Below are 22,391 nucleotides of genomic sequence, written 5' to 3' on the forward strand. Positions count from 1 at the left end.
ACACCGCTTCATGACTCTCGATACGACGCCGACCATCCTGATCGTGCCCGGCTTGCGCGACCACGTCGCGGAACACTGGCAGACCCTGCTGGAGCAGAAGCTGCCCAAGGCCGCCTCGGTGCCGCCGCTCGAACACGACAAGCTCAGTTGCGCGGCACGCGTCGCGGCGCTCGATGCAGCGCTCGCGAAGATTGACGGCCCGGTGATCCTGGTCGCGCACAGCGCGGGCGTGATGATCACCGTGCACTGGGCGCAGCAGCACAGCCGCAAGATTCACGGTGCGCTGCTTGCGACGCCTGCGGACCTTGAAACGCCGCTGCCGGCAGGCTATCCGTCCATCGATGCGCTCGCGCAGAACGGCTGGCATCCCGTCCCGCGCAAGCCGTTGCCGTTCCCGAGCATCGTCGGCGCGAGCCGCAACGATCCGCTCGCGCAGTTCGAACGTGTGCGTGCAATGGCGCAAGACTGGGGCAGCCGACTCGTCGACCTCGGCGAAGTCGGCCATCTGAATCCCGCTGCGGGCTTTGGCGAATGGCCGCTGGCGCAGACGCTGATTCGCGAATTGCTTTGATCTGCGCTGCGCGGCGGATCAGGAAAGGAAGTTGAGATGTCACGTCAGATCGTGGTGGGCCTTGCCGATGAGCTCGCGTCCGGCCAGCGGAAGCTCGCATTCGTCGATGGACGCAGCATCGTCCTCTTCAACATCGGCGGCGCGATTCACGCAATCGACAACTCGTGTCCGCACAACGGAGCGTCGCTCGCGAGCGGACAGCTGGAAGGATGTGTGTTGCGTTGCCCCGCACACGGACTGCGCTTCGATCTGCGCACAGGCTGCATGCCGGGCACCGGCGGTTTGAGCCTGACGACTTTCCCGGTGCGGACAGTCGATGGGCAACTGGTCGTCAGTCTCGATGAGCCGGACGCCACCACCAATCAGGAGAAGGAAGGATGCAAGGTTTGATGATGCAGCAGCCGCTGCTGGTCGCTTCGCTGCTCATGCACGCCGAGCGCCATCACGGCAAACAGGAAATCGTGTCGCGCCGGGTCGAAGGGGATATTCACCGCTATACGTATCGCGATCTCGCGCAGCGCGCGCGCCGCATGGCAAACGCGTTGACCAGCCTCGGCGTCAGGCCGGGCGATCGGGTAGGGACGTTGGCATGGAACGGCTATCGGCACATGGAGCTGTATTTCGCCGTGTCGGGGTCCGGGTCCGTGCTGCATACGCTGAACCCGCGTCTGCACGTCGATCAGCTCGCGTACATCATCGAGCACGCGGAAGATCGCGTCGTGTTCTTCGATCTCACGTTCTTGCCGCTGATCGAGAGTGTTGCGCCGCGCGTCAAGAGCCCGAAGGTGTTCGTCGCGATGACCGACCGCGCGCACATGCCGCAAGAGCATGGCCTGTCCACGATGCTGCTGTGCTACGAGGATCTCATCGATCTTCACGACGACGAGTTCGACTGGCCGGTCATCGACGAGAACAGCGCTTCGTCGCTGTGCTACACGTCGGGCACCACGGGCAATCCGAAGGGCGTGCTGTACAGCCACCGCTCGACGGTGCTGCACACCTACGCAGCGGCGCTGCCGGATTCGCTGAACTGTTCGGCGCGCGACGCGATCCTGCCCGTCGTGCCGATGTTCCATGTGAACGCATGGGGACTGCCGTACATCGCCTGCATGGTCGGCGCGAAGCTGGTGTTTCCGGGGCCGGCGCTCGACGGCAAGTCGCTCTACGAACTGATCGAAACCGAGCAGGTCACGCTGTCGGCGGGTGTGCCGACTGTCTGGCAAGGACTGCTTGCGCATGCCGACGCGATCGAGGGTGCGTTCTCGTCGATGAGGCGCACGATCATCGGCGGCGCGCCGTGCCCTACGGCGATGACGGCGGCGTTCCAGGAGCGCTATCAGGTCGACGTTCTGCACGCATGGGGCATGACGGAATTGAGCCCGGTCGGCACGGTGTGCGCGTTCAAGGCTCATCACCTTGCTCTGCCCACGGACGAGCGCTATGCCGTTCAGGCGAAGCAGGGCCGCTCGGTGTTCGGCATCGACATGAAGATCGTCGGCCCCGATGGCGAAGAACTGCCGTGGGACGGCCAGGCGGCCGGCGATCTGCTCGTGCGCGGCCAGTGGGTCGTGCAGCAGTACTTCGGCAGTTGCGACGCGTCGCATTTGCGCGACGGCTGGTTTCCGACGGGCGACATCGCGAAGATCGACGCCGACGGCTTCATGCAGATCACGGATCGCAGCAAGGACGTCATCAAGTCGGGCGGCGAATGGATCAGTTCGACCGACATCGAAAACGTCGCGTGCCTGCATCCGGAAGTCTCGACTGCCGTGTGCATCGCCGCGCGGCATCCGAAGTGGGACGAGCGGCCACTGCTGCTGATCGTGAAGAAGCCGGGCAGCGCGCTCGCCGCGGAAGAACTGCTGGGCTTCTTCGATGGCCGGGTCGCGAAATGGTGGAAGCCCGATGCGGTGGTGTTCGTCGATACCGTTCCCCTTGGTGCAACGGGCAAGGTGCTCAAGAACCTGTTGCGTGACCAGTTTGGAGACTACTACCTGACGGCCTGACGCGTCGGGCTTTTGATAACGCTGTTCTATTCGATGAAAAAACAGCCGGGTGCGCCCGGCGATCCAAGGATTGGAGGAGACTGAATGAAAATGAAGTTAAGCAGCGCTGCTGCACTGGCGATTTTCGCCACGGCCGCTCATGCGCAATCGTCCGTTACGCTCTATGGCGTGATCGACACGGGATTCCTGTATCAGAGCACCTCTGCGGCGACGTTTCAGCCGCATGCGCCCAACCTGGGTCACGTCTATCAGCTCAAGGACGGCGGCATCTATGCGAGCTTCTGGGGCATGAAGGGAAGCGAAGACATCGGTGGCGGCTACAAGGTCAACTTCAAGCTGCAGGGCGTATTCAACTCCACGAATGGCAAGTTCGGCCTGTCCGATACGCCGGGCACGACCGCGATCTTCAACCAGTTCGCGACGATTGGCTTGTCCGGTCCGTTCGGCACGTTCGACGCCGGCCGGCAGATCATTCCGATGATCTACGCGATGGCTGAAACGGATGTGCGGGGCGCGCAGTATTTCGGCAGTATTCTGACCGCGTGGCTGGGCGTGAATCAGGCGGCCGGCTGGCCCGGCACGAGCACGAATGCGCCGATCGGCGCGCTCTATGACAGCAATGCGCTGGTCTACAACTCGCCGAAGTTTTATGGCGCCTCGCTCGCACTGGAGTACGCTCCGGGCGGCGTCCCAGGGCACTTCCAGGGTGGCACGCGCGAGTCGGCCGTGCTCAAGTATTCGAACTATGGTCTGAATCTCTCTGCCGTCTACTACAACGGGCACGATACCAATCCGTTCCCGCTGACCTACCCGGCGGCTCCCGCAGTGCCCGCGACAGGAGTCGACAACAATCGCTTCTACTATTTCGGAGCGATGTACACGATCAGCGGATTTTCGATTTCTGCTTCGTACGGTGTCGGCAAGAACCCGGCTCATAGCAATACCGCGGACTTCGAAATGGCGTCGGGTGGCCTCGGCTATCAGTTCAATCCGCGCTTCAAGATCACGTCCGGCTACTACTACCTGAAGGACAAGAACAATTCGTCGAACCATTCGAGCGAGTTCGCAGTGGGCGCGGAATACAACCTGTCGCAGAGGACCAAGGCTTACGCGCAAGTGGGCTATGTCAGCAACAAGGGAACCATGAACCAGACGATCATCTACGGGGCTCCTGTTGCGCCGGGCGAGTCCACTACTGCGGCAATGGTCGGCATTCGCCATATCTTCTGATTGCATCACACATATAAAACGGAGTAGTCGATGAAAAGCATTCAGGTACTCGAAATGGCGGTCGCCGTACTGCTCGTCGCGATGTCGATCGGTGCATGGTCCCAGCCGGGCCAGACGGCCAGCGCGCCGGCCACTGCGCCGGGCGCATCTGCAATGGCCGCGTCCGGTGCCGCGGCGCCCGCAACCGGAAGGAAAGCGGATCGTGCGCTGCGTCGGAAGATTTATGCCGCGATCGGGACGCACAAGGAGATCGACGCAGGAAACATCAGTGTGATCGCGAAAGGCGGTGCGGTGACGCTGAACGGCACGGTCGAGGACGCTTCGCAGATCGACAAGGTTGCGGAGATCGCGAAGGGCGTGCCGGGCGTGACTTCCGTGACCAACAAGCTGACGGTGAAGAAGCCGTTCGGCGGCATGTAAGCGTCTGTCGTCGGCAAGCGGCTTCTATCTGAACAAGGGCAACGGTCGCTGGTGTTCGCGGCTCATTGGACCAGAGTCCAATATCAGCCGCGGACCGCTGTTCTGACCTCTGGACAGCCGGGACCATCGATGTTGCCCATCGAAAGCAATGAGAAGCCGCTTGCGCGCGGATCGCCGGATGGACTGATCCGCGCGGGCCTCATCGCCATATTCGCGATCTTCTGTTTTCGGATCGTCGTCCCATTCCTGAATCTGCCTCGCCGATAATCCGCGCCTTCCACAGTTTGGCGCGGAACATCAACTTCGCTCGTTTGAGCCTTCTGATCGACCGCACCCCTGCTTCGCACGTTTATGAACGTGCTGCGAATGCCGCGCCGAACTGCGAACATGGCGTGGCAGTTCCGAACTCCACGGTTGCCTCGGTATCCGCAACACGCAGCTGAAGGAGTTCGTGCGCATATATCTGTTCGGCGCGTCGATACGTGTGCGTACAAAAGCGGCGCTTTCGGAAACGCGCGAGATACATTGATGCGTTCCAATCGCATCACACCGAACGCGCCGCGCGTATCGCTTTCGACGCTTCGCAAACTCATGCTCCGAACGAACGCGAACCGGGCTTCACTGCAATCAGGAGTTCTTATGTCAGACGACATCTTCCCCCAATCGCAATCTCGCCGCCGTTTTGTCGGCGTCGCGGCGGCGACTATCGCGGCCGGCTCGCTGAGCCAGCTCGCGTTCGCTGAAACGAATCAGTCGATTCTTTCGGTTTCGAAACCAGCGGGCGGCGACAAGACTGCAATTCGTCCGCTTCGTGTGCATGCACCCGAGGCGCAGCTTACCGATCTGCGCCAGCGCATCAAGGCAACACGATGGCCCGAACGCGAGACAGTCACGGACGACTCGCAAGGGGTGCCGCTCGCGATGATGCAGGAACTCGCTCGCCATTGGTCGACAGATTACGACTGGCGCAAGTGCGAGGCGAAACTGAATGCGCTGCCGAACTTCGTGACGGAGATCGACGGGCTGGATATCCACTTCATCCACGTTCGCTCGAAACACGGAAGCGCGATGCCGCTTGTCGTGACGCACGGATGGCCCGGTTCCGTCATCGAGCAGTTCAAGATCATCGATCCGCTGACCAATCCCACCGCATACGGGGCGAGCGCATCGGACGCATTCCATCTCGTCATCCCTTCGTTGCCGGGCTATGGGTTTTCAGGCAAGCCGACAGGGACCGGCTGGGGTCCGGAGCGCACTGCGCGCGCGTGGGTCACGCTCATGAAGCGCCTCGGATACGAAAAATTCGCGGCGCAAGGCGGCGACCTGGGCGGCGTGGTCGCGAACGTGATGGGCAAGCAGGCGCCGCCCGAGTTGCTCGGCATTCACGTCAACTTCCCGGCCACCGTTCCCGCCGATATCGCCAAGGCGCTGCAGGCAGGCGATCCACCGTCCGCAGGACTGTCCGACGACGAAAAGCACGCGTACGACCAGCTCAGCAGCGCGGCCAAAAAGCGCCGCGCCTATGCACTGGAGATGGGGACACGCCCACAAACGCTCTATGGACTGTCGGACTCGCCGATCGGCCTCGCAGGCTGGCTTCTCGATCACGGCGACGGCTATACGCAGCCGGCGGCGGCACTGACTTCGGCCGTGTTCGGACGCACCGTCAACGGAGAATCGTCAGGCGCGATGACGCGCGACGACGTCCTCGACGACATTACGCTCTACTGGCTGACGAATACGGGGGTTTCCTCGGCGCGCTTCTACTGGGAGTCGCACTTCAACTTCCTCGCCGCCGCCGATGTGTCCGTACCCGCCGCCGTGAGCGTGTTTCCGCGCGAGAACTATCAGGCGCCGCGAAGCTGGACCGAGCGCGCGTATCACAACCTGATCTGGTACAACCGGCTCGACAAGGGCGGACACTTCGCGGCGTGGGAACAGCCGCAATTGTTTGCCGATGAAGTGCGCGCGGGTTTGAGGCCGTTGCGCAAATAAGCGGATCTCGTCGCGACAACCCGTTCGTATTTTCATTCGACGCGCGCCGCGAGCGTGAGCGCTAACCGCGAGCGGTGTCGCCTAATCGCCTTCTGGCATCTTCGACGAATGATGGCTGGTAATCAGCCATTTTTTCCCATTCCACTCATAGGTGAACGTATAGCGAGCCTTGACAATTGTGCCGTCCCCGTACTTGAACGAGTAGAGACCCGCGTCGACCGCCATGTTGCATTCGATCATGATTTCGCGGAAATCGATCGTGCCAACCGGTTTGTTCTCGAGAAAATGCCTGAAATAGTCGACCTTTTCCTCAACCGTCAAACGTGGCTTGTTGGAGACGGTCGGCAGCAGGATTGAGTGCGGCGCGTAGTTCGCCACGACCTTATCCGGATTGCCAGTCTTCAGCGAATCGTTCCAGCGATCGAAAAGTGCGGCAATCTGTTTCTTCGATGTCGGATGGCAGGTTTCGGTCTTCGCGAATGCGCTGCCATGGACGACAACCACGAGCATCGCAGCAAGTACGCCCGGCCTCGATACGCAGATTTTCATGATTCACCTCGCTGGAATCGAACAGGTTCGCGCCACGCGCGAACCTGTCATTGGCTATCTCGGTCGTGCACCTTGCTCCAGCCCGACCCCGGGTCGAATGACTTCGTGGCCTCTGCTTTAGCTGAACTATCCGGTTCGAGATTCTCTTGCGCAAGGACGCGCGTTTCGAGCAACGACAGCAAGTTGCAGGCGTAAAGCCGCGATTAAAAGCGGACGCAGAATGTCTCGCTGACAGCGATGCGGCTACAGTGTCGCGCGCATCTGCTAACTCGCGCAATCGTGAGTTTCCCTTTGTTGTTCACGCTTCCACTTCTTGCGCCTTGCGAGCATGTTCATGCCTTCGACGAACGCCGAGAACGCCATCGCCGCGTAGATATAGCCCTTTGGAACGTGTGTGCCGAAGCCCTCGGCGATCAGCGTCATGCCAATCACCAGCAGAAAGCTCAGCGCGAGCATCACGATCGTGGGGTTGCGATCGATGAATCGCGACAACGGACCTGCCGCAAACATCATGGCCGCAACGGCCACGATAACGGCGACGTACATGATGGCCACATGTTCGGTCATGCCGACTGCGGTGATGATGCTGTCGACCGAGAATACCAGGTCGAGCACCAGAATCTGACCGATTGCAGAGCGTGGCGTGAGACGGGTAGGCCCCTCGGTGCTGGTGGCACGCCCCTCCTCATTGCTTGCGACGTGATAATGGATTTCCCCCGTCGCCTTCCAGACGAGAAACAGTCCGCCGCCGATCAGGATCAGATCGCGCCAGGCGAAGGCATGGCCAAAGAGCGATAACGCCGGCTGGGTCAAGTGCGCGATCCACGCAACCGTGCCGAGCAATGCAAGGCGCATCACGAGGGCAAGCGCGATGCCGATTCTCTGGGTCCGGACCCGCTGCGATGGCGGCAGTTTGTTGCTGAGAATGGAAATGAAAACCAGGTTGTCGATACCGAGGACGACCTCCATGACAACGAGGGTCACGAGCGCGGCCCACACGGCCGGGTCGACAGCGAGAGCGAGGAGATAGTCCATAAGCGCACGAGTAGTTCAAGCACCGGTCGCGAGGCCCGTCGAGACATGTTGAATCGACCATGACAGGATAGGAGAGATTTGCGGATAAATCGTTACACGAACGGCAAAATGGCGGCCCCGAACGCGCTTTCGCGAGGGGCATGGACCCGGCGCCACCTCTACAGACGGCTAACGGCCTTCGAGACATCCGGGTCGGCTGGCAAATCTCTGCCCAATTGCTACTCGCGGTACGGGAAGACCGATTCAGCGGCGCAGCTGCTGAACCGTGCGGCTGCGCTGCGCTTGCGCTTCCTTAAGGAGCCGATAGGAGGCGTAGTACTTGTAGATGTTTCGTACATAGGTGGTCGTTTCGACGCCGATCTTCTCGGCCACCACAATCTCGACGTTGTTGAACCAGACGTCGGGGTTGAGTCCGCGGGCCGCAGCCTCCTTGCGCATCTTCGCGATGTTCCCCGGCCCGGCGTTATAGCTGGCGAAAGCGAACAGCGGCCGGTCTACCTCAGAAAAATGGGCATCCTGGAAGTAACGGGTCATCAGTTGATCGAGGTACTTTGCGCCGGCATGAATATTCGATTGCGCGACCTTGATGTCCCCGACGTTGAGCTCCTTTCCCGTGGCCGGCATCAGTTGCATGATGCCGACCGCGCCCACCCGACTCTTCGCATCCTGATTGAGCTGCGATTCCTGAAACCCCTGGGCCGCGAGCATCAGCGGATCGAAATCATATTGCTGGCCATACTTCTCGAAGAAGGCCACGGTCTGCCTGAATCGCTTGAGCTCCGCGCTCTCCGTGTTGTTGTGAATCTGCTTGACGCCCTGCACATACTGCTTGAGGCGGACCTCCGCTACGCTCTGCTTCCTGATGAACTTCTCGTAGAAGTTGCTGATCACCGCCTGCAACTGGGGGCTGTTCTTGCGAATAGCCCAACCGATGACACCGCCCTCGCGCACCGCGATGTTGTCGTGCACCTTGATCTGCGGCAGCATCTGCGCCCACATGCGCGCCTTCCAGTCATCGACGATCAGGATCTGGAGCAGGCCGACGTTCAACATCTCCATCGCATCTTCATCCTCGAGCGCATCCGGCAGCAGCACGATCCGCATTGGCGGCTTGCCGGCTTGCTTGAAGCGGCTGTTCAATGCGTTCAAGCTCTCGTAATAGCTGCTATGGCGGCGGACGTCGACTGTCTTGCCGCTCAGGTCATCGAGCCTGGACAACGCGGGTGACTTCGGACCCGTCACAACGAGCTCGCGCGTCGGCTTGAGCGCGTGCGCAGTAACGAAGTCAGCCTGCTTCAGGCGATCCTCGGTCACAGTCAGATTGCCGGCCGCAATATCGCCAATGCCTTCCGCGAGGGCCGGCAGCAGCCGGTCGCGTGTCATCGGAATCATGACGACCGTGATCGGACGCTTGCCGAGACGGTCGGCGTAGGTCTTGTTGACGAATCGTTCAAAGTCGCGCACGGTGTCCGCAGTTACGCCGCGCTCATGTCCACGGTCATTGAAGTACAGCGTCCGGCTAAAGGGCGTGAGAACTCGAATCAGGCGACGCTCGACCATCGCGTCAAAATCGCCGCGCCAGGGCTTGTTGGTCAGATCGATCCGCCGCGTCGCACTCGCAGGGACGGGCGCGGAAGCCGCCGGCGGCAATGACGCCGATGATGGCGCGGACGCCGGCTGAACCGCGGCGCACAGGGCACTCCATACCCAGAGCGAAGCTCCGAACAGGGCTGGCACCAGCCACGCGCGGGTGGAACGCATCATACAGACACCGTACTTTTTCGGTTTCATCGTGACGCGCCGGCCCGCCCTGGACAGCCGCCGCGCGTAATGATCTGAGCTTTAGAGGCGTTTCTTTTCGAGTGATCGGCCTCGACTCTTACAGCATAGTTGCGCATGAAAACGGTTCAAGACCTGTTGCAGCAGGACGGGCCGTGTCAGCCGTTATGTCCGCCGTTTCGCCCGATGTATGTGCCTCGCGATCTATTGGTCTTTGGACCAGTACCGGGTTGTTCAGGTTGTCGATGTCGCTGATGCACCCGGCCTGATCGGATTTGCGGGCTTTAAGGCACGCGATCCCGGAAATAACAAACGACAAAGCGGCACTAGCCGCTTTGTCGCTCAGCGCTTAATCAGCACGCACTTTCACATACCGGCCTGGTGCGGCCTCGATCGGCTTGTGCTTCGCGTTGCCAAGTGTCGTACGCGCTTTCACTTGCTCACCGGCATGTCGCTTGACCCACTCGATCCAGTGATTCCACCAGCTGCCCGGCTGCTTTGCCGCTGATGCGAGCCACTCGTCGGCGTTGCTGCCCGCCGCATCGTTCGTCCAATAGCTTCGCTTGTTCTTCGACGCCGGATTGATCACGCCCGCGATATGACCGCTTGCGCCAAGCACGAACTCAGTTTCGCCGCCCAGTAGTTGCGTCGAGCAATACGCGGATTTCCACGGAACGATGTGATCTTCTTCCGTCGCGAGCAGATAGCTCGGCATGTCGATGCGCCCGAGGTCGACAGGCGTGCCGCACATCGTGAGCTTGCCCGGCACGCGCAAATTGTTCTCCAGATACATGTTGCGCAGATACCAGCTATACATCGGCCCGGGCAGATTGGTCGTGTCCGCATTCCAGTACAGCAGATCGAATGCAGCCGGCGTTTTGCCCTTCAGGTAGTTGTTCACGACATACGGCCAGATCAGATCGTTGGCGCGCAGTGTCTGGAAGACGAAGCCGAGCTCGCGTCCGGGGTAGAGGCCGCCGCGTCCAATCGTCTGCTCGCGCATCGACACGCCCATCTCGTCGATGAACACGCCCAGATCGCCCGGCTCGCTGAAGTCGAGCAACGCCGTCAACAGCGTTACGCTCGCCACCGACTCGTCGCCGTTCGCGCGCATCACCGCGAGCGCTGACGAGAGCATCGTGCCGCCGACACACCATCCCAATGCATTGACCTTGTCGGCGCGGCTGATCGTGCGCGCGATTTCGATCGCCTTCATCACGCCCTGTTCGAGGTACGCGTCCCACTCCGTCTGCGCCATGTCCTGTTGTGGATTGCGCCAGGACACGAGAAAAACCGTGAGCCCCTGTTCGCACGCAAAGCGTACGAAGGAGTTTTCCGGCTGAAGGTCGAGGATGTAGAACTTGTTGATGCACGGCGGCACGATCAGGAGCGGACGTTGCGCGACCGTTGGCGTGAGCGGCGCGTACTGGATCAACTGGAACAGATCGTTTTCATAGACCACCGACCCTTCCGATACGGCAACGCTGCGGCCCACTTCGAACGCGCTCTGATCGGTGATCGAAATCGTGCCTTGCTTCAGATCTTCGAACAGATGTGTGAAGCCTGAAAGCAGACTCGATCCCTTCGACTCGACCACTTGCCGGATGACCTCGGGGTTCGTTGCGGCGAAGTTCGCGGGACTGGCCAGGTCGATGAACTGACGCGCGAAAAAACGCAGCTTGTGCTTTTCTTTTTCATCGAGCGTGCTCGCCTCGACCAGCTCTTCGAGCATCCTGGCATTGAGCAGGTAGCTCTGTTTCAGAAGGTTGTACCAGACGTTGCTGGACCAGTCTTCCGCGTGAAAGCGCCGGTCGCCGCGCTCGGGCTCGACCACGGACTTCGGCCGCGCGCCGATTACGCCTGCAAACGCGCCGCTCCATAATTCCGTCTGCCGTTGCCAGTAGTTGGCGCTCGCCTGCATCACGAGGTTGCGCGCACCGGATGAAACGGGGTAGATGTCCTTGCCGTTGACGTCGAGCACGGTCATGTCATGTGCGTTGGTGACGGGCAATGACTGCCAGAAATTGAATCCGGCCTTGAGCCAGCCCATCGCGAACTCGTCCGGCATGCTGAATGGCATTCTCATATCAGACCCGCTGTTATGCGCCGATTGCGGCGGAAACCGCGCTGTCTTTGACCCGATCGCTGCGCGAAGTCGGCATAACGATCGCGTCTCCTTCGATCACGACTTTACTGCCGACCGTGCAAACAGTGGACAGCACGACGCGGCGCTTTTCGTGCAGCAGTTCCTTGATGGTCACCTCGGCCTGAACCGTATCGCCAGGGCGAACGGGCGCCTTGAAGCGCAGGTTTTGTCCCAGGTAGATCGTGCCTGGACCGGGCAGGCGGCCCGCAATCGTCGCGGAGATGATGCTCGCCGTCAGCATGCCGTGCGCAATGCGCCCCTTGAAGGGCGTCGTTTGCGCGAACTGCTCGTTGATGTGCATTGCGTTGATGTCGCCAGATGCGCCAGCGAACATCAGAATGTCCGCTTCCGTGATGGTCTTGGCGAAGGTCGCGCTCATGCCTGGTTGCAGGTCTTCGAAGTCGTATCCGTTAAGCTCGTTCATGGTTCTTCCGTTTGCTGGGTTGGCGTACAGTCGCGTCAATAGTCGTGCTACGCCATGGTCTTGTATTGACCGCTGATTCGGCCTGTATCTCAAGGCTGAATCGTACTGTCAGGACGCGTCCGTCCGATGTCCAAAGCTGCCGATGTAGTGACAAAACATGCCATCGTGGTCTTCGCGGGAAGAGACGATGTGCGAGAACCGCGAGCCGCCGTCGGTTGCAAGACCGCGCAGTGAAGTACGCGTGCTTCTCTGGTTCGCCTTGGCGTTTGGGGGCCATCTCATACGCGTTATGGCGAGTATGCGTCGCACGGATCAGCGCGTTTCGAGTCGCCGTAATGCATGGGAATCCAGATGATTTGGTGCATGGATATGAAGATTCCAAGAAAGCAAATCAGTGCGATCAAAACTGAAATTCACGGATGCAATTCTGAAACAACTGGAAATGCACGGCGTCAGAGAAAGTCTTTTAGATCAGGCGTCTAACGGTGCTCCCATCGAAGTGGCCCGGTACTTGCTCATATGACCGTTCGCATGATTTGGCAGCAACGGACATCAGGTCACTAATGGGAGATAGCGATGAGCCACGAACTGAGAAAGACGGACAACACAGAACTGGAGCGCAGCGAACAACAGCATGTCGATGGAGCGGGCAGGCATGGTGCGCCGACGCATTCGCGTGCGAACTGGGCGTGGACGGGTACAACGGAACACTATGACTGGATGGATTCGCACGGGCCATTCGCCAGCCTCGACTGAACCGCATCGTCGATTGAAGAACAGGCGCGGCGCGTTCGTGTGATCGTATCGATCATGCAGAATGGCGGTTGCGGTGCGGAAGCGTCCGGTCTTGCGTGATGCGGTCGGTGTAGCAGTCGGCGAACAGGAATTCGCCCACGGCGCAGCGGTCGATCCAGCCGCGAGACGGCCGCCCGTGCTCATCGCGCGTCGTCAGGAGGTCGACCACGCCGATCATGCGGTCGCACCACGCCAGGAGCTGCTGCCAGATGGGCAGCGCGCAAACGTCGAAATGCCGGTGCGCGATTTCGAGCCGTTGGGCCGGGTCGAGGGCGACGGGCAGATCCTGAAAGTGCGTCTTGACGGCGGGCATGGCGAGGATTGGGTGGTTTGATAGTAGATGGACTTCCCGAATACAGCCTGCCTACCGGGATGGGGCAGCACATGCGGGGCGCGTTGGGTCACTGCAGATATTCTTTGCGGCTTGCGCTGTTTTTCACCTGAACACCCGATCCTCCGTTAGTGAGTTGACTTCGGATTGTATGTCGGTCCCGCGAAGCGCGAACTTGAGTTCCTGCGCGTGTGGGAATGATGGCTCTCCGGAAGAGCGAATGTGCGCAACGGGCCGACCTGAGCCTGTTACTGTGGACCGGTGCAGCCAGTTGAAGACCCTCGACGTCTCCACCAGAATGACGACAATGTTCCCAAGAACGATTGATTGCCGGTTGGCCTCCATCGTCGGGGACGCGGCTGAATCTAAAGGAAAACATGAGACGACTGTTCCTCGCTGCGCTCGCCGCCACCTGTTTCGTGACTTGCGTTCGTGCGCAAAGCAACGCGCCCGGCCCGCTCGTCACGCCCTCGGGCGAACTGCAATTCGTGCGCGTCGACCGCGATTTCGTCGGGATGCTCGACAAGGAAATTTTCGATCGCTTCGGCGCGAACACGCTCACGCATTTCGATGATGTCGGCAACGTAAATCACACCGTCACGCGCACGCTTGTGCAGACGGATTCCGGCCCAGTGCTGTACGACTTTCGCCACCATCCGCCAGTTGTGCAGCGCTCGGGTAAGCGCATGACTGTCAAGCGCGTGTTCTGGCAAGACGATGAAGTCGTGATGCAAAGCTCGCAGGGCTGGTTCCGATTCAAAAGCGGCGTGTTGACTAAGCTGCAGTCGTCTACGACGACTTTCCATTGAATGCGCGCGCATCCCGAACATACGCTCGCCGGCGATGGCATACACCCGCTCGCCGCGCGGCACTGTCGAAAAATGTCGGCATTGTCGGCGATCGTGCCAAGGTGCTGCGCGGTTGCCGTCGTAGTCGTGATTGCGGCTGCAATGCCGACCTGGGCTGATGCGGACACCGGGCGTACCGGTTCCCGGCTGACCGATGACGCCGTCGTCAGCACCTGGCGTACCCTGCGCGCCGTCGATTGCGCCCGCTGCCATGGCAAGGACTATCAGGGGCTGGCGGCACCCTCGATTGTCGAGTACGCGCGCACACAGAGCCGTGAGATGTTTGTCCGGATGGTCCTTGACGGTGAGCCGTCCCGCGGAATGCCCGCATATCGCGACAACCCTTTGATCGCTGCGCACATTGACGATATTTACCGGTACTTTCTCGGCCGTGCCGACGGCACCATTCCCGCCGACCCGCGGCCTGCGCAGCGTTAGTCAGAACGGGGTCGCCTGATGACGATGCGGGAGTCCGTTACGTGCGGTTCAAAAACTCGATTCGCGTTATCTCGCCGGGGACGCGCGTTATGCGGTAAATAGCCTGGCGGTAGATGGGGCACACGTTAAATGCTTTAGCGCTGATCCGTGCGCCCACGAAGTGATGTGTGAAATATTTTGGTTCACGCAATACGTGTTCAATAGCGCGAAGCACGTGACTCCGGGAAATTTTGGCGAATTAGCTATCGAAACTCATGGCATGAGTCGGTCCGTTTTTTGGCGGCCGGGGTTTGAACTCGTTCGTCGGGGGCGTCCTCCTCAAGCAGAGACATCTTGAAGTTGTCCGGGTTTCACTGCACAACTTCACTGCACGGGTACTGCGGGTAGCGGTCCATGATGGACGTCATCGACTATCGGAGATATCTCGCCGCAGGTGAAGGATCAGGGATGAATGCGCGATAAGGAAAAATCCCTCCAGCAATCATCTTTGCAATCAGTCGAGCCGACCGACCCGATCGTTCAACGCGCAGGCGCTTGCTGTCCATCGGCGACGCGCGCGGCGCCGACGATCGTGCCATCGGACGCTTCGAGCAGTACCGCCATGTGTTCGCCGGTAACGGCGTTCGCATGCAGTGTGAGCGGCGCGCCGGACCATTGGCCGATCGGCGCGAAGCTGCGCACGATGTTCGACTCGGTGAGCGTCCGGCCTGCGTTCTCGCCGAGTCCGATCGGCGTGACGTGGCGCGCGTCGTAGCCGACCAGCAGTACGCGCGCGCGTCCTCGCCCAGGGCCGATCGACACCGATACGCCGCTGCCTTCGCGAGCGGCGTTGACTGTCGCGGCCGTGACGCCCGTCGACTTCGCATCGTCGATGGCAGAACTGGCTGCGCCGCGATTCGAGCCGACCACTTCGGCCTTGCCGTCAATCACCATTTCCGGCGTGTACGCAAAGTCGCGGAACCGCTTGACGTACTGCGCCTGGCGCGCATCGACGGCTTCGAACGAAAACGGATCTTTCCAGCCGAGCTGGTTCCAGTATGTGACGTGAAATGCCAGTGGCAGCACGTCGGTGCGCGTGTCGCTCAGCTCCGACAGATAGCGGTCGGCGGGCGGGCATGATGAACAGCCCTGCGACGTGAACAGTTCGACGACGACGGGACGCGGCCCGGCGGCGAATGCATGCGATGCGAGCAGCGCCGCAGCCCCGGCGCAGATGACAGCGAGAAAACGGGCGGACATGTGCTGACTCCAGATGACGACGGTATCGTTAGTTCGATTGCCGGCGCGGGCAGGTTACAGTTGATCCGTTCCCGGCGCGTCAGGTGATTCGCGTCGGTCGCCGTTGGCGGTGTCGTCAGCGAAGAAGCCGAGGTACGCCGGCGTGTGCGCGGACTGTGGCGCTTCGGCGGCCGGGTTGGCCGTCGCGCCGATCGAGCGCAGCGTGGCAAGCGTCGTCGAACGATTCGTGATGACATGCCACGGATGCGGTGAACTCGGCTCGGCATCATCGACGTGCGCGCTTGCATGTTGCGCCGCCTGTAACGCGGCCTGCAGGCGCATGCGCTGCGGCGCATAGACGGCAAAGCCTTCGTTGGCGAGGGCAGCCGTGTCGTAGCCGAGCAGCATGCACAGATACGCCTTGGCGACGCGGTCGCGCCGATCCGCTTCACGCGACTGCGCGATCAGGGCAGCGGTGTCGGCATCGACAAGCTGGCCTGCGTGCATCAACAATGGATGGGCGCCGGACCACGCATCGGAAGGGCAGGCCTTCACGGCGGGATCGAGCGGCACGAAAGGATTGATTTCTGCGGGATAGATCCGGCACACCCGCGGGCGCTGATCGTACGCGCCGCAGGCCATGTCCGCGCGCAGATGGGGACACGGTCCCGCAAATGCCGCAACCAGCGTCACCGTCACGCGCACGGGCAGCACGCCGCTATACGCCGCGAAAGAGCGGTGGCGCCGGTGTTGCGCGAGCGCGTCGCGTTCGGGCGGTTCTTGCGGCCAGACGATAGCGTCACAAAACAACTGAACGTCGCCGCCGCGCGCAATCCAGGCGAGCGCCTCATCGACGGCGAGCGGCAGGCGCAGGTCATGGCAGCAACGGCCGCACATCGTGCATGAAAAGTGAAGGGACATTTCGCGGATTAGCGCGCGGCAGAGTGGTGGTTCAAGTTAGTTCGTCGGCTGCACGACAACGGTTACACGTCGACAGTCGACAGGCTCCGATGGGAGGCCATCGCGGTCAGCGGCCGAAATAGATGTTGCAGAAGCTGACAGGTCCCACACAGTCGTCAATGCGATGTGGGACGAGTCTGCATCGGCATCTTAGCGCTTTGCCGCGCCGCTGCTGCATCGGAGTGTTGACAGATCAATTGCGGTCTACGATATCGCCGCGCAACGGACGGGAGAAACTGGCGGCGCCGCTCGACGGTCGGCAGTTGTCGACCCCGCAACAGTCGTTCGGCTTGACGGGAAGTCAATGGTTGCTTGCGCCGGTGTAAAGGACGTTGGAATGCCCGTAGCAGATGCGGCTATCGAGTACGTCGCCAGCCACACTATCGGCGGCTACCGGCGCTCGCGACTCAATATTTGATGTCACGAGCCGTCTGCCGCCCCTGCTGCCTGGTCCGCCGCTTGTGCTGCCGGCAATGGGTGTTGTTTGTATTGTCGGCGGCGCGGCATTCCTGCCTGGTGTGTCGCGCTCTTTGACGCGTGTCGACGGACGTCGAGCCCCGCGCATATTCGCGAGCCCGAGTGCACCGATGGGGATGATGGGCCGGCACCGATCATCCCCATCGTTTCGATTGCCAGGTTGACTCTGTCTTGCGCGGCGAGCGCCGCGCATCATGCCTTTAGCAAAGGTTCTCGAAGATAGCGGCAATACCCTGGCCGCCGCCGATGCACATCGTGACAAGCGCATACCGCCCGTTGATGCGCTGCAGTTCGTGCAGCGCCTTGACAGTAATGAGCGCGCCCGTCGCGCCGATGGGATGGCCGAGCGAGATGCCCGAGCCGTTCGGATTCACCTTCGAGGAATCGAGACCCAACTCTTGCGTCACGGCGCACGCCTGGGCCGCGAACGCCTCGTTCGCTTCGACTACGTCGAGATCGCCGATGGAGAGGCCTGCGCGTTGCAGCGCGAGACGCGTCGCCGGCACGGGCCCGATGCCCATGTACTGCGGATCGACGCCAGCGTGCGCATAGGCGACAAGCCGAGCCATCGGTGCGATACCGCGCTGCTCCGCCGCTTCGCGCGACATCAGCAGAACAGCGGCGGCCGCATCGTTGATACCCGATGCGTTGCCGGCCGTCACCGTCCCGTTCTCCTTCGCGAAGACGGGCTTCAGCTTCGTGAAGTCGTCGGACGTTGCGTCGTTACGCACGTGCTCGTCGGTATCGAACACGACCTCGCGGCCCTTGACCATGCGCGTCATCGGCATGATCTGGCTCTTGAAGCGGCCTTCGGCAATCGCGCGTTCGGCGCGGCGATGCGATTCGAGCGCCAGCGCGTCCTGCTGCTCGCGCGAAATGCCGAACTTGCGCGCGACGTTTTCCGCCGTCACGCCCATCGGCATCGCTTGGAACGGATCGTTCAGCGCACCGAGCATCATGTCGATGAGACGCGAGTCGCCCATGCGCGAGCCGAAACGCGCGTCGGTCGAGATGTATGGCGCGCGGCTCATGTTCTCCGCGCCGCCGCCGATTGCGACGTCCGCATCGCCGAGCATGATGGTCTGCGCCGCGGACACGATCGCCTGCAGGCCCGAACCGCACAGACGATTGACGTTGAAGGCGGGCGTCGAGTCGGGGATGCCGGCATCGATGGCCGCGACGCGCGACAGGTACAGATCCTTCGGCTCAGTGGCAATCACGTTGCCGAACACGACATGGCCGACATCCTTTGCGTCGACGCGGTTTCGTGCGAGCACTTCGCGCACGACGGCAGCGCCCAGTTCGGTCGGCGCGAAGTCCTTCAGGCTGCCACCGAACTTGCCGATCGCTGTACGCACGCCGCCTACGACCACCACTTCCCTGCTCATAGTTTTTTCTCCACAGTTGACGCGTCTTTTCGAACGGGCACGGTCGCGCCCGCCGGAGACTCACATGTTCGGATAGTTCGGACCGCCACCGCCTTCCGGCGTGACCCACACGATGTTCTGCGTCGGGTCCTTGATATCGCACGTCTTGCAATGCACGCAGTTCTGCGCGTTGATTTGCAGGCGGTCTTCGTTTGTTTCGTCTTTGACGAATTCGTAGACACCCGCTGGGCAGAAACGCGCTTCGGGGCCCGCGTAGGTTTGCAGATTCACCTTGATCGGAACCGACGGGTCTTTCAGCGTCAGATGCGCGGGCTGGTTCTCTTCGTGGTTCGTGTTCGAGACGAACACCGAAGAGAGCCGGTCGAATGTGAGCTTGCCGTCAGGTTTCGGATACTCGATCGGCTTGCACTGCGAGGCCGGCTTGAGCATTTCGTGATCCCAGTGCTTGTGACGAAGCGTCCACGGCACCTTGCCGCCCAGCAGCTTCTGCTCGATGCCGACCATCAACGTGCCGAGGTACAGGCCTTTGCTCATCCACTGCTTGAAATTGCGTGCCCTGTGCAATTCGGTGTGCAGCCACGAGGTCTTGAACGACTCCGGATAGGCGGTGAGTTCATCGTTTTGGCGGCCAGTCTGGACGGCATCGAATGCGGCATCGGCGGCCAGCATCCCGGTCTTGATCGCAGCATGCGAACCTTTGATACGCGATGCGTTCAGGAAGCCCGCGTCATCGCCGACGAGCGCGCCACCCGGAAACACGAGCCTCGGTAGCGACATCAGCCCGCCTGCCGTGATCGCGCGTGCACCATACGACACGCGCTTGCCGCCTTCGAGGAACTTGCGGATTTCCGGATGCGTCTTGTAGCGCTGGAATTCCTCGAACGGCGACAGATACGGGTTCGAATAGCCGAGGCCAACGACAAAGCCCACCATCACCTGGTTGTTGTCGATGTGGTAGAGGAACGAGCCGCCGTACGTCTGCGTGTCGAGCGGCCAGCCGGCCGTGTGAATCACGAGACCGGGCTTGTGCTTCGACGGATCAATCTCCCACAGTTCCTTGATGCCGATACCGTAGACCTGCGGATCGGCGCCGTCGCGCAGTTTGAATTTGTCCGAGAGTTGACGGCCGAGATGCCCGCGCGCGCCTTCGCAGAACAGCGTGTACTTCGCGTGCAGTTCCATGCCGAGCTGGAAGTTCTCGGTCGGCTGGCCATCCTTGCCGATGCCGAGGTTGCCCGTCGCCACGCCCTTGACCGAGCCGTCGTCGTTGTACAGCACTTCCGCCGCTGCAAAGCCCGGGAAGATCTCGACGCCCAGCGCTTCGGCCTGCTGACCGAGCCAGCGCGTGACATTGGCAAGGCTGATCACGTAGTTGCCGTGATTCTTGAAGTTATCCGGCAGTGCCCAGTTCGGCACGGACTTCGCACCGGTCTCCGTGAGAAACAAAAACCGGTCTTCGGTCACTTCAACGTTCAAAGGCGCGCCCTTGTCTTCCCAGTCGGGAATCAGCTCATAGAGCGCGCGCGGGTCCATCACGGCGCCCGAGAGGATATGCGCGCCGATCTCCGAGCCTTTTTCAAGCACGCACACGCCGATCTCGACGCCTTTTTCCGCCGCGCGCTGCTTGAGCCTGATCGCGGCAGCGAGACCCGCAGGTCCGCCGCCGACGATCACCACGTCATATTCCATCGACTCGCGCGGGCCATACTGCTCGATCCATCCCTGCGACGGATCGACTTGCTGGTTTGCTGTCATGCCTGCGTCCCTGCTTTAGAACTGATCTTCCGACAGCGCCAGCACGCCGTCCGCGCCCTTCGCACTGACGATCGACGCTTCCAGCGCCACCGCCTGCGGCAGCACGTGCTCCGCATAGAACTGCGCGGTGGCGATCTTCGCACCGTAGAACGACGGGTCATCCTCACGCTTCGCTTGCGCGACCAGCATCGCGCGCGCCATCTGCCAGCCACCCAGCACAACGCCCGCGAGCTTCAGATACGGCACGCTGCCCGCGAACACCGCATTCGGATCGCGCTTCACGTTTGCGACGACAAAGGCCACTACCGATTGCAACGCATCATGTCCATGCGACAGGTGCCTGTGCATCGACGCGAACGCCGCGCCATCGTGCTGCTTCAGCGCTTCGACGGTCTGCGCGATCTCGGCGAGCAGCGCCTGCGCGACCGCGCCACCATCGCGCACCGTCTTGCGGCCGATCAGGTCGTTCGCCTGGATCGCCGTCGTGCCTTCATAGATCGGCAGGATGCGCGCATCGCGGTAGTACTGCGCCGCGCCCGTTTCCTCGATGAAGCCCATGCCGCCGTGCACCTGCACGCCGAGGCTCGCCACGTCGATCGACAGCTCCGTGCTCCAGCCCTTCACAATCGGCACCAGGTATTCGTAGATCGCCTGGTGTTCGGCACGCTTCGCGTCGTCGGGATGGCGGTGCGCGAAATCGCAGTGCGACGCCGCGACGTACGCGAGCGCGCGCGACGCTTCCGTGAGCGCGCGCATCGTTGCGAGCATGCGGCGCACGTCTGCATGATGGATGATCGACACGGCCTGCTTCGCCGAGCCATCAACGGGCCGGCTCTGTACGCGTTCCTTCGCGTACGCAACGGCCTTCTGGTAAGCACGGTCCGACACGGCGACGCCCTGCATGCCGACGGCAAAACGCGCCGCGTTCATCATGATGAACATGTACTCGAGGCCGCGATTCTCCTCGCCGACCAGATGGCCAATCGCGCCACCGTGATCGCCGAACTGGAGCACGGCCGTSGGGCTCGCCTTGATGCCGAGCTTGTGCTCGATCGACACGCAATGCACGTCGTTGCGCTCACCGGGCGAGCCGTYCTCGTTGACGACGAACTTCGGCACGATGAAAAGCGAAATGCCCTTCACGCCTTCGGGCGCGTCCGGCGTGCGCGCGAGCACCAGATGGACGATGTTCTTCGCCATGTCGTGCTCGCCCCACGTGATGAAGATCTTCGTGCCGAAGAGCTTGTACGAACCGTCGCCCTGCGGCTCGGCACGCGTGCGCACCAGCGCGAGATCGCTGCCCGCCTGCGGCTCGGTGAGGTTCATCGTGCCCGTCCACTCGCCTGAGATCAGCTTCGGCACGTAGGTGCGCTTCTGTGCTTCGCTGCCTGCCGTGAGSAGCGCCTCGATTGCGCCGTCCGTGAGCAGCGGGCACAGCGCGAACGACAGGTTCGACGCGTTGAGCATCTCGATGCAGGCCGCCGCGATCAGCTTGGGCAGCCCCTGGCCTTCGTATTCGACGGGATGCTGCACRCCCTGCCAGCCGCCCGCGGCGAACTGGCGAAACGCATCGGCGAAWCCGGGCGTGGCCGTGACCACGCCRTCCTTCCAGCTGCTCGGGTTCCGGTCGCCTTCGACGTTCAGCGGCGCCAGTACTTCGCCGCACAGCTTCGCGGATTCTTCGATCACGGCCTGGGCCGTTTCAAGGCCGGCCTCTTCGAAGCCGGGCAACTTTGCAATGTCTGCGATGCCGCTCAGCTCGCTGAGCACGAAAAGCATGTCTTTGACGGGGGCGGTGTAGCTCATGGTGATTCGTCCAATCAAGCGGTCGATGGATAACTGCCACGACGCCCGAAAAGGAAATGGCCAGGCGGTGACGATGCAGCCGATCGTACCGGCATCTGCCGTGCACAAGCTGTCCAAAGCTGCCCACGTACTGACAAATCCGGCCATCGCGAGCGGGCGCGCCCGTGCCGGCCCAGGGTTTTCACCCAGCCTCGATGGGCCTTCGGTAGGTGCCGGGCGT

21 protein-coding genes and 1 pseudogene are annotated in these 22,391 nt (G+C 61.6%); 11 read left to right on the forward strand and 11 right to left on the reverse strand.

Annotated elements, in window-relative coordinates; all coding sequences use genetic code 11:
* Nucleotides 1-10: 10 nt before the first annotated feature.
* From GCT13_RS34720 to GCT13_RS34750, 7 genes and pseudogenes are all read left to right on the forward strand, one after another.
* Complete coding sequence (locus tag GCT13_RS34720; protein WP_152766128.1) at nucleotides 11-571, forward strand: RBBP9/YdeN family alpha/beta hydrolase; 561 nt, start codon at nucleotides 11-13, stop codon at nucleotides 569-571.
* A gap of 36 nt (nucleotides 572-607) precedes the next feature.
* Nucleotides 608-961 carry a Rieske (2Fe-2S) protein gene (locus GCT13_RS34725; RefSeq protein WP_152766130.1) on the forward strand — a complete coding sequence of 118 codons (354 nt, stop codon included), beginning with the start codon at nucleotides 608-610 and terminating at the stop codon, nucleotides 959-961.
* Nucleotides 949-2,577, forward strand: a complete 1,629-nt coding sequence (locus GCT13_RS34730; RefSeq protein ID WP_152766132.1) for a 3-(methylthio)propionyl-CoA ligase — start codon at nucleotides 949-951, stop codon at nucleotides 2,575-2,577. Before GCT13_RS34725 ends, GCT13_RS34730 begins: the two co-directional genes overlap by 13 nt.
* An 84-nt stretch (nucleotides 2,578-2,661) precedes the next feature.
* The gene (locus GCT13_RS34735; protein ID WP_152766134.1) at nucleotides 2,662-3,807 is read left to right on the forward strand and encodes a porin; all 1,146 of its coding nucleotides are present in this window, start codon (nucleotides 2,662-2,664) and stop codon (nucleotides 3,805-3,807) included.
* A gap of 30 nt (nucleotides 3,808-3,837) precedes the next feature.
* Entirely contained in the window at nucleotides 3,838-4,227 is a 390-nt protein-coding gene (locus tag GCT13_RS34740; protein WP_152766135.1) for a BON domain-containing protein, read from the forward strand.
* 129 nt (nucleotides 4,228-4,356) lie between these two features.
* Nucleotides 4,357-4,482: pseudogene (locus tag GCT13_RS51385) on the forward strand (AI-2E family transporter); the annotation flags it as partial.
* Nucleotides 4,483-4,866: 384 nt separating this feature from the next.
* Nucleotides 4,867-6,222 (forward strand): epoxide hydrolase family protein, encoded by a 1,356-nt coding sequence (locus GCT13_RS34750; RefSeq protein ID WP_152766136.1) that lies wholly within the window; start codon nucleotides 4,867-4,869, stop codon nucleotides 6,220-6,222.
* An 81-nt stretch (nucleotides 6,223-6,303) separates the two neighbouring features.
* On the opposite strand, the gene GCT13_RS34755 is transcribed toward GCT13_RS34750, so the two are convergent.
* The 5 genes from GCT13_RS34755 to GCT13_RS34780 all read right to left on the reverse strand — a co-directional run bounded on the left by GCT13_RS34755 (nucleotide 6,304) and on the right by GCT13_RS34780 (nucleotide 12,155).
* On the reverse strand, nucleotides 6,304-6,732 hold the full coding sequence (locus tag GCT13_RS34755; RefSeq protein ID WP_227747165.1) for a nuclear transport factor 2 family protein: 429 nt from the start codon (nucleotides 6,730-6,732) through the stop codon (nucleotides 6,304-6,306).
* A gap of 303 nt (nucleotides 6,733-7,035) precedes the next feature.
* The gene (locus GCT13_RS34765) at nucleotides 7,036-7,806 is read right to left on the reverse strand and encodes a TerC family protein (protein WP_152766138.1); all 771 of its coding nucleotides are present in this window, start codon (nucleotides 7,804-7,806) and stop codon (nucleotides 7,036-7,038) included.
* A 243-nt stretch (nucleotides 7,807-8,049) separates the two neighbouring features.
* On the reverse strand, nucleotides 8,050-9,567 hold the full coding sequence (locus GCT13_RS34770) for an MltF family protein (RefSeq protein WP_407670906.1): 1,518 nt from the start codon (nucleotides 9,565-9,567) through the stop codon (nucleotides 8,050-8,052).
* A gap of 367 nt (nucleotides 9,568-9,934) precedes the next feature.
* On the reverse strand, nucleotides 9,935-11,671 hold the full coding sequence (locus GCT13_RS34775) for a PHA/PHB synthase family protein (protein WP_152766139.1): 1,737 nt from the start codon (nucleotides 11,669-11,671) through the stop codon (nucleotides 9,935-9,937).
* Between the two features lie 13 nt (nucleotides 11,672-11,684).
* Nucleotides 11,685-12,155: a MaoC family dehydratase gene (locus GCT13_RS34780; RefSeq protein WP_152766140.1), complete on the reverse strand. Its 471-nt coding sequence runs from the start codon at nucleotides 12,153-12,155 to the stop codon at nucleotides 11,685-11,687.
* Between the two features lie 576 nt (nucleotides 12,156-12,731).
* On the opposite strand from GCT13_RS34780, the gene GCT13_RS34785 reads away from it, so the two are divergent.
* Nucleotides 12,732-12,911, forward strand: a complete 180-nt coding sequence (locus tag GCT13_RS34785) for a hypothetical protein (protein WP_152766141.1) — start codon at nucleotides 12,732-12,734, stop codon at nucleotides 12,909-12,911.
* A 52-nt stretch (nucleotides 12,912-12,963) separates the two neighbouring features.
* On the opposite strand, the gene GCT13_RS34790 is transcribed toward GCT13_RS34785, so the two are convergent.
* Nucleotides 12,964-13,263, reverse strand: coding sequence for a hypothetical protein (locus GCT13_RS34790; protein ID WP_152766142.1), 300 nt, complete (start codon nucleotides 13,261-13,263; stop codon nucleotides 12,964-12,966).
* 395 nt (nucleotides 13,264-13,658) lie between these two features.
* Here GCT13_RS34790 and GCT13_RS34795 point away from each other — a divergent pair, with 395 nt between their 5' ends.
* On the forward strand, nucleotides 13,659-14,090 hold the full coding sequence (locus GCT13_RS34795; protein WP_152766143.1) for a hypothetical protein: 432 nt from the start codon (nucleotides 13,659-13,661) through the stop codon (nucleotides 14,088-14,090).
* Nucleotides 14,091-14,567 carry a c-type cytochrome gene (locus GCT13_RS34800; protein ID WP_227747163.1) on the forward strand — a complete coding sequence of 159 codons (477 nt, stop codon included), beginning with the start codon at nucleotides 14,091-14,093 and terminating at the stop codon, nucleotides 14,565-14,567.
* A 519-nt stretch (nucleotides 14,568-15,086) separates the two neighbouring features.
* Here the strand turns inward: GCT13_RS34800 and GCT13_RS34805 are convergent.
* The 5 genes from GCT13_RS34805 to GCT13_RS34825 all read right to left on the reverse strand — a co-directional run bounded on the left by GCT13_RS34805 (nucleotide 15,087) and on the right by GCT13_RS34825 (nucleotide 22,171).
* The gene (locus tag GCT13_RS34805) at nucleotides 15,087-15,806 is read right to left on the reverse strand and encodes a DUF1223 domain-containing protein (protein ID WP_152766145.1); all 720 of its coding nucleotides are present in this window, start codon (nucleotides 15,804-15,806) and stop codon (nucleotides 15,087-15,089) included.
* Nucleotides 15,807-15,860: 54 nt separating this feature from the next.
* Nucleotides 15,861-16,706, reverse strand: a complete 846-nt coding sequence (locus tag GCT13_RS34810) for a YkgJ family cysteine cluster protein (RefSeq protein ID WP_152766147.1) — start codon at nucleotides 16,704-16,706, stop codon at nucleotides 15,861-15,863.
* 716 nt (nucleotides 16,707-17,422) lie between these two features.
* Nucleotides 17,423-18,610, reverse strand: coding sequence for a beta-ketothiolase BktB (bktB, locus tag GCT13_RS34815; RefSeq protein ID WP_152766149.1), 1,188 nt, complete (start codon nucleotides 18,608-18,610; stop codon nucleotides 17,423-17,425).
* Nucleotides 18,611-18,670: 60 nt separating this feature from the next.
* Nucleotides 18,671-20,365 (reverse strand): electron transfer flavoprotein-ubiquinone oxidoreductase, encoded by a 1,695-nt coding sequence (locus GCT13_RS34820; protein ID WP_193727830.1) that lies wholly within the window; start codon nucleotides 20,363-20,365, stop codon nucleotides 18,671-18,673.
* A 15-nt stretch (nucleotides 20,366-20,380) separates the two neighbouring features.
* Nucleotides 20,381-22,171 carry an acyl-CoA dehydrogenase gene (locus GCT13_RS34825; protein WP_152766151.1) on the reverse strand — a complete coding sequence of 597 codons (1,791 nt, stop codon included), beginning with the start codon at nucleotides 22,169-22,171 and terminating at the stop codon, nucleotides 20,381-20,383.
* Between GCT13_RS34825 and GCT13_RS49765 the strand changes: the two genes are divergently transcribed.
* Nucleotides 22,170-22,391: hypothetical protein (locus GCT13_RS49765; protein WP_227747164.1), on the forward strand; the 222-nt coding region annotated here is incomplete at its 3' end. The two genes, GCT13_RS34825 and GCT13_RS49765, sit on opposite strands and share 2 nt — an antisense overlap.

Source organism: Paraburkholderia franconis (genome assembly GCF_009362735.1).
Classification (GTDB): Bacteria; Pseudomonadota; Gammaproteobacteria; order Burkholderiales; family Burkholderiaceae; genus Paraburkholderia; species Paraburkholderia franconis.

What these genes read in the sequence shown, in the direction of transcription:
- GCT13_RS34720 (WP_152766128.1), top strand. Translation starts at nt 11, where the DNA reads ATGACTCTCGATACGACGCCGACCATCCTGATCGTGCCCGGCTTGCGC.
- GCT13_RS34725 (WP_152766130.1), top strand. Translation starts at nt 608, where the DNA reads ATGTCACGTCAGATCGTGGTGGGCCTTGCCGATGAGCTCGCGTCCGGC.
- GCT13_RS34730 (WP_152766132.1), top strand. Translation starts at nt 949, where the DNA reads ATGCAAGGTTTGATGATGCAGCAGCCGCTGCTGGTCGCTTCGCTGCTC.
- GCT13_RS34735 (WP_152766134.1), top strand. Translation starts at nt 2,662, where the DNA reads ATGAAAATGAAGTTAAGCAGCGCTGCTGCACTGGCGATTTTCGCCACG.
- GCT13_RS34740 (WP_152766135.1), top strand. Translation starts at nt 3,838, where the DNA reads ATGAAAAGCATTCAGGTACTCGAAATGGCGGTCGCCGTACTGCTCGTC.
- GCT13_RS34750 (WP_152766136.1), top strand. Translation starts at nt 4,867, where the DNA reads ATGTCAGACGACATCTTCCCCCAATCGCAATCTCGCCGCCGTTTTGTC.
- GCT13_RS34755 (WP_227747165.1), bottom strand. Translation starts at nt 6,732, where the DNA reads ATGCTCGTGGTTGTCGTCCATGGCAGCGCATTCGCGAAGACCGAAACC.
- GCT13_RS34765 (WP_152766138.1), bottom strand. Translation starts at nt 7,806, where the DNA reads ATGGACTATCTCCTCGCTCTCGCTGTCGACCCGGCCGTGTGGGCCGCG.
- GCT13_RS34770 (WP_407670906.1), bottom strand. Translation starts at nt 9,567, where the DNA reads ATGCGTTCCACCCGCGCGTGGCTGGTGCCAGCCCTGTTCGGAGCTTCG.
- GCT13_RS34775 (WP_152766139.1), bottom strand. Translation starts at nt 11,671, where the DNA reads ATGAGAATGCCATTCAGCATGCCGGACGAGTTCGCGATGGGCTGGCTC.
- GCT13_RS34780 (WP_152766140.1), bottom strand. Translation starts at nt 12,155, where the DNA reads ATGAACGAGCTTAACGGATACGACTTCGAAGACCTGCAACCAGGCATG.
- GCT13_RS34785 (WP_152766141.1), top strand. Translation starts at nt 12,732, where the DNA reads ATGAGCCACGAACTGAGAAAGACGGACAACACAGAACTGGAGCGCAGC.
- GCT13_RS34790 (WP_152766142.1), bottom strand. Translation starts at nt 13,263, where the DNA reads ATGCCCGCCGTCAAGACGCACTTTCAGGATCTGCCCGTCGCCCTCGAC.
- GCT13_RS34795 (WP_152766143.1), top strand. Translation starts at nt 13,659, where the DNA reads ATGAGACGACTGTTCCTCGCTGCGCTCGCCGCCACCTGTTTCGTGACT.
- GCT13_RS34800 (WP_227747163.1), top strand. Translation starts at nt 14,091, where the DNA reads ATGCGCGCGCATCCCGAACATACGCTCGCCGGCGATGGCATACACCCG.
- GCT13_RS34805 (WP_152766145.1), bottom strand. Translation starts at nt 15,806, where the DNA reads ATGTCCGCCCGTTTTCTCGCTGTCATCTGCGCCGGGGCTGCGGCGCTG.
- GCT13_RS34810 (WP_152766147.1), bottom strand. Translation starts at nt 16,706, where the DNA reads ATGTCCCTTCACTTTTCATGCACGATGTGCGGCCGTTGCTGCCATGAC.
- bktB (WP_152766149.1), bottom strand. Translation starts at nt 18,610, where the DNA reads ATGAGCAGGGAAGTGGTGGTCGTAGGCGGCGTGCGTACAGCGATCGGC.
- GCT13_RS34820 (WP_193727830.1), bottom strand. Translation starts at nt 20,365, where the DNA reads ATGACAGCAAACCAGCAAGTCGATCCGTCGCAGGGATGGATCGAGCAG.